Raw genomic sequence first — 9,074 nt, 5'->3', positions numbered from 1 at the left:
ATACAAAGGTTGTATATTTTTAGTTATAGAATCTATTTTTTTATCGAATTTAATACATTGTTAAATTTTATTCTGTATTTTATGTAAGCATATTTGTAACTCAAGCACTATTATATATTTTTCCTGAAGATGGTATAATTCACTTATATTATCTTTTCATGAAGAGGGGGGGAGCTATGGCAATATTAGCATATTCGATGTGTTTATTATCTATATTTTATATGATTTATAGCCTTAAAAATAATGGTAAAGATACATTTAATTTAACGCCTTATAAAATAGACGTAAATAAATTGGATTTAGAAAAAGAAGAAATGATAGTTAAGATATTAAGAGTTCAATATATGCAAATTGCAATGTTAATAGTAACTAATATGGTTATAGAAATTTTAGCTATAATTAATGGCTGGGATAAAAACATTTCAGTAGCTCTTTGTATGATTTTAATGTTTGTAATTTTCTATCAAGTTTATATAAAATTTGATATAAAAAATCCGATTATCCGTATAAATATAGGATTTAAGGATTATTCAATAACTAAAACATCAACTATTTTACAACGAATTTACCATGATTGAATGAGACTTGATATGACAGAAAAAGAGTAAGGGAGATAGCACAAAGGTTGTGCTTCTCCCTTTTATTGACTATACTTATATTTTATTTTGCTACATTTCTGTTTTATCAGCTTTCAATACTTTTTTAATATCTCGTTTTTTTAGTCCTAACATCATTTTTCCTCATATCAATCTGTAAAATATTTTTAAAAAATCATATATCTTTAATTCAAATTTTTTTCTCAATCATATTGCTGATGATAATCAAAATAATCGGTTGTACGGAAACAACCACTCCCGTAATGATTGCTGGAATTACATAATCAAGAGCAATAAATACAACTGTTATAAGACCTAGTAATACCATATTGAGCATATTTGTAATATTTCCAGCTTTTTCTTTAATCAATATATTTCGTTCGTCCATTACGTTAAGTCTATAATCTGCATCATTCTTCATTAATCGGCTATGCAAAAGTTGTGTGTGTGAAACACTAAAAATAGCACTGAATAAGACTGCTAATCCTATATCTACCGTTTTAGGAAAATTTGTAAAGAAAATAATTAAAACTATAGCAACTGATAAAATATAACCAACATACCAAATTTTGTTTTTATTTTTCATCTTCGTTTTCCTCCTCATAAATAAAAATTTCTTCAATGCTCATTTGAAAATACCTTGCAATTTTAAAAGCTAATATGATAGAGGGATTGTAGCGTCCATTTTCTAAAGAGCCTATTGTTTGACGAGATACTTCAAGAGCAGTAGCTAAATCTTCTTGTTTAATACCTCTTTGTTTTCGTAATTCTTCTAAACGATTTTTCACAACATACTCCTTTCTTGAATGTATGGAAAGTTTGCTTTCCTTTTCTAATTTTATGATACTCCTGTCAATATGGAATGTCAAGCAAACTTTCCGTATTTTTATCCTACAATCTTCCAGTCACTATTCTTATGGAGTGTCAACTTATATGAAACTCTTTATCTTATTTCCTCTTGTCCGCCACAAACAGAAAAGAAAAAGCCCTGTCAAGAGCCTGCCACTTCTTTAGAAGTGGTGCTTGCACTCTTGATCTGGGCTTTTTGTTTGCTGTATCTTCCATGCAAGAGGAAAAAGGCTACTCGTCCTCGTTGTCAAAATCGCTAATTTTTAATACTTCGCGTAGAAGCTCCTTATCTTCCTTTGAGCCTGTGTTTTCCTTTTGAAAGTATAGTAAGGTGTTGTGTACTTGTGTCCGTCTGTACTTTCCCCAAACATATCCATGCTGTATAAATCATCATAACGGTCTAATACTTTCTGAAATTTCAAATGCTGGATAAATTCCTTTATTGGGTAAAGGTCGGACGCTTGTATGTCTGTTCCGTTAATATAGTCTGTGATATATTTCCGCAACTGCTCCAACTCATATTCCAGCCATTCTTCCTCACTGTCAAAGAAGTTATCATAGTGTCCATGTTTCAATTCTGCATTTAGGCGTTCTTCTGTTTTCAAAAGCTGGCAGACTTCTTTTTCCGCCTGCTGAACAAACTTCCATTCTCCCGACAACAATTCATTGGGCGTTACTTCCAGCACGTCCATTATCTTTTCCAGCGTGTCAAAGGTGGGATAGTTTACACCACGTTCAATCTTAGAAAGGCTCTGCATATTGATACCGATTTTGTCCGCAAGCTCCTGCTGTTTCATTCCTCTGTGTTTTCTTATGGTTTGTATGTTCTCTCCTAAGAAACTGATTTTCTTTATATAACCCTCCATAACTTAGTATAATCTAATATATAATGTGTAAAAAGTGGAAATTTAAATTTTGATATATTAGGGGAGGTTTTTATGATTACTGTTACATTGGAGTTATTCTTTCAAATAATAAATACAATACTTTTAATATTTGCTTTAATTTTAGGATATAAACTTATTTGTTATTTTAGCGATTTTTTATGCAAAATAGCTAGAACTAATACGAAAAAAAATAAGAATAATTAGTTATAAACTTCATTATACAGTAATGTTAATATACAATGTAGTAATTATTTATTAGACAACAATTTAAGGGAGAGTATAATGAAGAAAATTATAATATTTATTAGTGCAATATTGACAATTATATATAATAGGATATACCGATAAAGATATAGTTTTTAATAATGATGAGGAAATATTAGAATATCTCAATGAAAATGACTCTATGAATGAGATGGGAAAAGAAAATCTATCTATTATAGATACAATACACATTGATGATTCTAAAATAGTAATTCTCTTATCAGATACTGTACAAGGGTATATTGTATGTGAAAAAAATGAAAAAGGAAATTATGTAATGACTGATAATACGATGCAAGGTATAGAGTCAAATGGTCTTGGAGTAACTGATTTTTTAGTTAGATATAATCTTAATAAAGGATTAGAAAATAGTGATTTTGCTTATATAGTTATATCTGATGGAAGTAAGGTCTCTAGTGTAGACATGTCAGTAAATAATCGCATATTTAATAAAAAGTTAGAAATAGGCACTACATCTGTAACTTTGCTTAATATTAAGGATGTATTATCAGAAAATGAGTTAAAAGAAATGATAAGTTTTGATTGTAGATATTTTGATATAGATAATAAAGAATTAGCATTGAATAATTAATAGGAGATTGATAAATTCTAATTCACTAATATTATATAATGTGAAGTAAGAATGTTTTGATATAATATAGATAAATATGAATTTAGAGGTGGAGTTATATGAGTTCTTGTTTATTTATAGCTTGTGAATATGAGTTGCCTACATTATATAGTCCTAAATTACATAAACCAGATGGTAGAGAAATTAATGTATTTCAAAGTGAAGATGATTTATATGACCTTGAAATTATTCCTGGTATGGTATTTTATGATATTCCTTATTATAGTAAATTATCTAATATTTATGATTTGAATTTCAGATATACAGAAGAAAGATGTCAGAGGCTATATGACTATTTAATAAGTAACTGTAAAAGATATAAAAAGTGCGAGATATGGTCAATTTGGCTTGCAAACTGTGCTACAAAAAGAAGTTTTAAAAATGATATAAAAAAAGAATTGAAAAATTTGGAAGTTATTTCTTTACCTTTAAATGAATTGACTGTAGATACACTTAAGTATATTTTAGATTCAGATGAAACACCTAAAAAATTAACTTTGTATTGATTTTAAGTTAATAAAAAACATACAATTTTAATATATTATGAAACAAGGGATAGGAGCATGTGCTTCTATCTTTTTTTGTATAAAAAGAGATAAAATCTAGTAGAATAAATATTATATAGAAATAAGATACAAAAGTAAAAAAACATTACAAATCTGATGTACTTAAAGATATAGAAGTAAAAATTGATTATAAGTTTAACAAAGGATTATTATCAATCATTAATTTTTCTACTATAGAGAAATTTAAAAATGATTACAAAGATTTTGTATCACTATTATCAGATCTTTCATATTTCTCTCTACCTAAATGTTCTTTCATTTCAGCATCTAAAAGTTGCTGAATTATATCCTTAAATAACTTTTGAATCAATCCATTTTTCCCAACAATGTCTTCCATTGTTTTACATTTTTTCACTTCTGTTTGATAATCAATATCTGGAATAATTATATCTTTCATTTTACAAACCTCCATAATTTTTAATATGAATATTATTCTAAACTTACCAATTTTAAATACTAAAAAAGTGTAGGTTAGTTATTTTTATAGCTTATAGCTTCTGCTAAACAATTATTATTTGCTTCTCTTTTATATCTTTGAAATGTTATAGTAACACGTTTTTTTGAATCAGCAGCCTGTTTAGATGTATATGTAACTTTATAAGTTCCTGACTTCGACCATGCTGCACTCGGACTAGGTCCACCACCAAGATATGGAGTTATTTCTGAGTTTTCATTGATATTTACATCTAAATCATCAATTGTTATATCTGTTTCATGATTTAACTCAGCAGCATAGGTAGACGCTGTAATACAATTGAATAATGTAAATACAGTCAATATTAATGATATTGTCTTTGAAATAATTTTATAATTCATCTCTGTTTTCCCCTTATAGATTAAATTTAATCTATAATTATACCTTTTTCAACATGTTAAAAAAATATATATAAAAAAACACTAATACAATTGAACTTTAGGACACTTAAGTTCATAATTTCATTATAACAAAATAAAGCTATATTTTAAATTTATTAGATAAGATAATATAAAAAAGGGGGAGAAGTTTTTGTCATTTATAAAAAAAAATATATTAAGCATTATAATTTTGATTCTAGTAATAATAGAATCTATATTAGGGATGTATAAATTAGTAGTAGGCACTATATTATTTGGATATTGTATAAATTGTTGTATATCTATACATAGAAATTGTAAGGAGAAGAATAAAAAGGAAGCGGTATTAACAGCATTGATAATGGTAGTATTTATTATTATTTTATTATAGTTATGAAATTATTTAAGTACCTACTTTTATATAAAATATATAGATGAAATTTACAGTTACACTAGAACTGGTAATCAATTTGATGTAATGGCAGGAAGATTGCTATATATAGCTTAAGCGATTAGACTAGAAATAAAAATATTCGAATTTCTACCGATGTAAAAATCTTGCAATGGTAGACATAGTAGGAATAGAAGGATTGTTGGAAAGTATAATGGAAAAATATCCATAGATTGAGGGCGATATATGATCTTAGTAAAGAGCAGGTGAAGTATGTGTTGAGGAAAGAAGGGGTAATAGGTTAGAGTTAATAATTGCCAATTTTAGTTTTGATTTTTTTAGTATTTTGACAACAAGGATATTTATAATGAAAATTAAGTAAATAAGGTTTGAGTAATATATTCTATTGTATTTAGGATTTTTACCTTTTGAGAGTCTATGTAATTTGTAGATTATATTTTGCTATATAATATTCTTTATTGCAATAAAGAATATTGTTTTGATAAAAAAGTAAAAATATTAAAAAATAGTTTGTTAAAAAATAAACTTTGTTAAAATTGCAGCAAGGTGTGATATAATATCAAATGAATATTGATTTTTATCTAAGCGAATTTTAAATATAGGCGCAAATCTCATAGCAAAAAAGGGAGGACACATAATTTATGACGCAAAATAATAAGTCCATAAATACCGAAAATTATACTGTAGCAAGCTTTTTCGGTGGTGTTGGTGGAATTGATTTAGGATTTGATCAAACAAAAAAATTTAGTTCAGTATATATTAATGAATTTGATAAAAATGCACAAGAAACTATAGCCATTAATTTTCCTAATGTCAAACTAGATAGAAGGGACATACACGATGTTAAGGCAGAAGAAGTACCAAGCACAGATATAATTGTCGGAGGATTTCCATGTCAAGCATTCTCAATAGCAGGATATAGAAAGGGATTTGATGATGAAAGAGGAGATTTGTTTTTTGAACTTCTAAGAATTATAACACATCATAATCCAAAAGCTATATTTATAGAAAATGTAAAGAACATGGTTACACATGGAGAAGGCAATACATTTAAAGTTATAAGAGAGGCTTTAACACTAAATGGGTATTATATAAAGTGGAAAGTGATGAATGGGAAAGATTATGGAAATATACCTCAAAATAGAGAACGTATATATATAGTTGGTTTTCTTGATAAAAATGCTTTTGATAACTTTGAATTTCCAGAGGAAGTAGAACTAACAAATGGATTAGATACTGTGATAGATTTTAAATCAAAAGTAGAAGATAGATACTACTATAAAGAAGGTGTACAAAATTTCTATGATAAACTTGAAGAAACTATAAAATCTCAAAATTCAGTTTACCAGTGGAGAAGACAGTATGTTAGAGAAAATAAAAGTGGAGTAGTGCCAACTTTAACTGCTAACATGGGAACTGGAGGTCACAATGTGCCTCTTATTTTATCTAATCATGGAATTAGGAAATTAACACCAAGGGAAACTTTTAATGTTCAAGGATTTCCAGAGGATTTTAAATTACCAGAGATTTCAAACGGACAGCTATATAAACAGGCAGGGAACAGTGTTGTAGTACCAGTTATTAAGCGTATAGCAGATAAAATTGCAAGTGCATTAGATACAACAAATATAGAAAAATCAGTATATGCTAACATAGAATCAGATAAAAATGTACTTATCTATGTAGATATGAAAAGCAGATATGAGGGTGAAAGTTTTATAGAAGCTTGCTTTGATAAAGAAAGTGAAGTGAATGAGTTTATAAATAAAACAGGTTTGCAAATTGTATCTGATGAAGAATATTTAAAAATTGTTAAAAAACATGTTGTTAAGAAGTTTTATTCTTTACAAACTAAACAGAAATAATTCAAGGGCAGAAGAGATATCTTTTGTCCTTATTTTGTTTTATTATAATTTAAAACTGTGAATATTAATCATCTATGATAAAATATAGATAATAAGCATTTAGGGGGAAACAGAATGGCTAATATTATTTGGAATAAATTTTCACAGAAAGAAAAAGATGAGTATATAGAATTTTTAAAAATATTTGGAGCTTTAAGTGGATTATTTAAAGATAACCAAGAAGGTGCAAATGCGCGTAAGCCATATTTATACTATAGAAATCATGAGCAACTTTTTGCTAGAGTATTTAATGTAGAAGATTTAACTAGAAAAGATAGTGCTTTTGATGCGCTTGGACCGTGGGAAAATGATAGAGTTGGGATTGGTTTAAAAACATGGATTCACACTAAAGATAATACATATCAAAAGGTAGCTGAGTTTAATAAACTAGCTCCAGAAGTTATAGCCCCACTTATAAAAAATGGAACTTCAGAGGAAGTTATTCGTAAGGTTTCACAATTGAGAAATGAACGTATAATGCTTGATAAACGTTTATATAAAACAGATAGAGATGTATATCATTTTATAACTCGTGATGATGATGTTATGAATATAATAGAAACACCTTATGATTTGATAGATATTGATAGTCTAGAGCTTATAAGTGATGGAAAAACTTATACTTTTAAAGATAAATTACGTAATTACAAGTTTTATACAAGTAAAAGTGTATTACTTGAAGAATTTGATGCTTCAGCAGGAGAAATAATAGAACAAATTCCAATAGAGCAGTTTGATGATCCTTTTGAACTTATTAGAATGATAAATCTGCCTAAAGAAAATTATGAAGTTGCATGTGAAGAGAAAGAGGATTATGAAGTTGTTAATGAAGAAATAATTCTGCCACTTTATCAAGATAAAAAAGAAGGACCTGTTGTTTCTGATTGCTCAGGTATCAATATAAGACATTCAAAACCTAAAAATAAAGGAAGTAATACTCCTCGTCCAGAGTATGAGATTGAGGTTAGAGTTAGTACATGGATACATCATATTTTCCCTAAGTTTTTCGGGATCAATGCATTTGATAATGATGAGATTCATAACAAAGAGTTAAATGATTTTGATTTAGTTTTACCAGATGGTAGAGTATTACGTGGAAGAATTAAGCAAGAAAATGGTAAAAGCCTACAAACTAATCCTCAAGGTGCACTTGGAGAATGGATACTTAAAGATGTGTTAGGTCTTGAAAATAGAGAAGTAGTAACTATGGATTACTTGAAAACTCTTGGTATAGATAGTTTAAGAATAACTAAACTAGATGATAAACATTTTAAAATAACAGTTGCTGAAACTGGAGCATATGAAAAGTTTAAATTGAACAACAGAGAAAAAATGAATGATGCAGGATTAAATGGTAGACAACTACCTTATTTTAGACCTAAATTAGTTCAAGAGTTAGAAGAATTAGAGAAGTAGAATAATTAATTTAAATAAGTTACAAGATAAAAATAAAAAAGTGTGAAGACTTGAATTTGAATAGATTTGACTCTGGAACAAGAGTATGATGATAACTTTATTGGAACATCAGAATATGAAATTGGCGTATTTAATAGTATATGTGAAGGTAATATGAATGGTTTTATAGAAAAATATGATATACAAAGTTAAAAAAGAAATGTGTAAAATAATTTGTGCTTATAATGAAATAAATATTCTTTTATGGCAATGATAAAAATATAAAGTCAATGCCAGAAAGGGGTATTTTACTCCTTAGAAGACACCAAAATTCCAATGAAAAATAGTATATTGTGTGTTATATCTAATATACTATTAAGCTTAATCTTAATAAGAACGATGAAAGTATCAGGACTTGCTTTAGGTTCAAGTATTTCGGCAATAATAGCTATATGTTTTTTATTGTTTAATCTTAGAAAGAAAATAGGAAAGTTTAATGCAATGAGTATTTTAATGACACTGTTTAAAACATTTTTAGCATCTTGTGTAATGGCTATTATAGTGTTGAAAATTTTTGCGAAAATATCCTTAATTAGTGAGTTCTTAGGATTAATAGTTTCTGTTAGCATGGGGGCCATAGTATATAGTATAATCGTATTAATTTTAAAAGTTGATTCAACTGATTATATTATTGATATAATAAAATCTAAAATAGCAAAATATACTAGTATATTAC

Annotated in this window: 13 protein-coding genes and 1 pseudogene; 9 read left to right on the top strand and 5 right to left on the bottom strand. The window is 27.5% G+C overall.

Annotated features, from left to right (window positions below; genetic code table 11):
* Nucleotides 1-176 precede the first annotated feature (176 nt).
* Entirely contained in the window at nucleotides 177-578 is a 402-nt protein-coding gene (locus QX51_RS06885) for a hypothetical protein (protein ID WP_039679170.1), read from the top strand.
* Nucleotides 579-786: 208 nt separating this feature from the next.
* Here QX51_RS06885 and QX51_RS06880 read toward each other — a convergent pair whose 3' ends face one another.
* From QX51_RS06880 to QX51_RS06870, 3 genes are all read right to left on the bottom strand, one after another.
* Nucleotides 787-1,182, bottom strand: coding sequence for a DUF2178 domain-containing protein (locus QX51_RS06880; protein ID WP_039679169.1), 396 nt, complete (start codon nucleotides 1,180-1,182; stop codon nucleotides 787-789).
* On the bottom strand, nucleotides 1,172-1,384 hold the full coding sequence (locus QX51_RS06875; RefSeq protein WP_039679168.1) for a helix-turn-helix transcriptional regulator: 213 nt from the start codon (nucleotides 1,382-1,384) through the stop codon (nucleotides 1,172-1,174). Before QX51_RS06875 ends, QX51_RS06880 begins: the two co-directional genes overlap by 11 nt.
* A gap of 324 nt (nucleotides 1,385-1,708) precedes the next feature.
* The gene (locus tag QX51_RS06870) at nucleotides 1,709-2,242 is read right to left on the bottom strand and encodes a helix-turn-helix domain-containing protein (RefSeq protein ID WP_456300351.1); all 534 of its coding nucleotides are present in this window, start codon (nucleotides 2,240-2,242) and stop codon (nucleotides 1,709-1,711) included.
* A 141-nt stretch (nucleotides 2,243-2,383) separates the two neighbouring features.
* On the opposite strand from QX51_RS06870, the gene QX51_RS20605 reads away from it, so the two are divergent.
* The 3 genes from QX51_RS20605 (at nucleotide 2,384) to QX51_RS06860 (ending at nucleotide 3,733) form a co-directional block, all read left to right on the top strand.
* Nucleotides 2,384-2,536 carry a hypothetical protein gene (locus QX51_RS20605; RefSeq protein ID WP_161791909.1) on the top strand — a complete coding sequence of 51 codons (153 nt, stop codon included), beginning with the start codon at nucleotides 2,384-2,386 and terminating at the stop codon, nucleotides 2,534-2,536.
* A gap of 202 nt (nucleotides 2,537-2,738) precedes the next feature.
* Nucleotides 2,739-3,188, top strand: a complete 450-nt coding sequence (locus tag QX51_RS06865; protein ID WP_039679167.1) for a hypothetical protein — start codon at nucleotides 2,739-2,741, stop codon at nucleotides 3,186-3,188.
* A gap of 98 nt (nucleotides 3,189-3,286) precedes the next feature.
* Nucleotides 3,287-3,733, top strand: coding sequence for a hypothetical protein (locus tag QX51_RS06860; RefSeq protein WP_039679166.1), 447 nt, complete (start codon nucleotides 3,287-3,289; stop codon nucleotides 3,731-3,733).
* Between the two features lie 259 nt (nucleotides 3,734-3,992).
* Here the strand turns inward: QX51_RS06860 and QX51_RS06855 are convergent.
* Both QX51_RS06855 and QX51_RS06850 read right to left on the bottom strand, forming a co-directional pair.
* Nucleotides 3,993-4,178 (bottom strand): annotated as a pseudogene (locus tag QX51_RS06855) (transposase); the annotation flags it as partial.
* An 86-nt stretch (nucleotides 4,179-4,264) separates the two neighbouring features.
* The gene (locus QX51_RS06850) at nucleotides 4,265-4,609 is read right to left on the bottom strand and encodes a hypothetical protein (RefSeq protein WP_039679165.1); all 345 of its coding nucleotides are present in this window, start codon (nucleotides 4,607-4,609) and stop codon (nucleotides 4,265-4,267) included.
* 190 nt (nucleotides 4,610-4,799) lie between these two features.
* Between QX51_RS06850 and QX51_RS06845 the strand changes: the two genes are divergently transcribed.
* The 5 genes from QX51_RS06845 to QX51_RS06830 all read left to right on the top strand — a co-directional run.
* A complete protein-coding gene (locus QX51_RS06845; protein ID WP_039679164.1) occupies nucleotides 4,800-5,018 on the top strand; it encodes a hypothetical protein in 219 nt (72 codons plus the stop codon).
* 662 nt (nucleotides 5,019-5,680) lie between these two features.
* The gene (gene dcm, locus QX51_RS06840) at nucleotides 5,681-6,904 is read left to right on the top strand and encodes a DNA cytosine methyltransferase (protein ID WP_039679163.1); all 1,224 of its coding nucleotides are present in this window, start codon (nucleotides 5,681-5,683) and stop codon (nucleotides 6,902-6,904) included.
* 114 nt (nucleotides 6,905-7,018) lie between these two features.
* The gene (locus QX51_RS06835; RefSeq protein WP_039679162.1) at nucleotides 7,019-8,359 is read left to right on the top strand and encodes a hypothetical protein; all 1,341 of its coding nucleotides are present in this window, start codon (nucleotides 7,019-7,021) and stop codon (nucleotides 8,357-8,359) included.
* 66 nt (nucleotides 8,360-8,425) lie between these two features.
* Nucleotides 8,426-8,551: a hypothetical protein gene (locus tag QX51_RS21440; RefSeq protein WP_278246213.1), complete on the top strand. Its 126-nt coding sequence runs from the start codon at nucleotides 8,426-8,428 to the stop codon at nucleotides 8,549-8,551.
* 123 nt (nucleotides 8,552-8,674) lie between these two features.
* On the top strand, nucleotides 8,675-9,074 hold a 400-nt coding region (locus QX51_RS06830), incomplete at its 3' end, for a lipid II flippase MurJ (protein WP_039679161.1).

It is taken from the genome of Terrisporobacter othiniensis (genome assembly GCF_000808015.1).
In the GTDB taxonomy this organism is placed as follows: domain Bacteria; phylum Bacillota; class Clostridia; order Peptostreptococcales; family Peptostreptococcaceae; genus Terrisporobacter; species Terrisporobacter muris.
The sequence above is the reverse complement of the archived record's forward strand: the minus strand, read 5'-3'. Positions and strand labels throughout refer to the sequence as shown.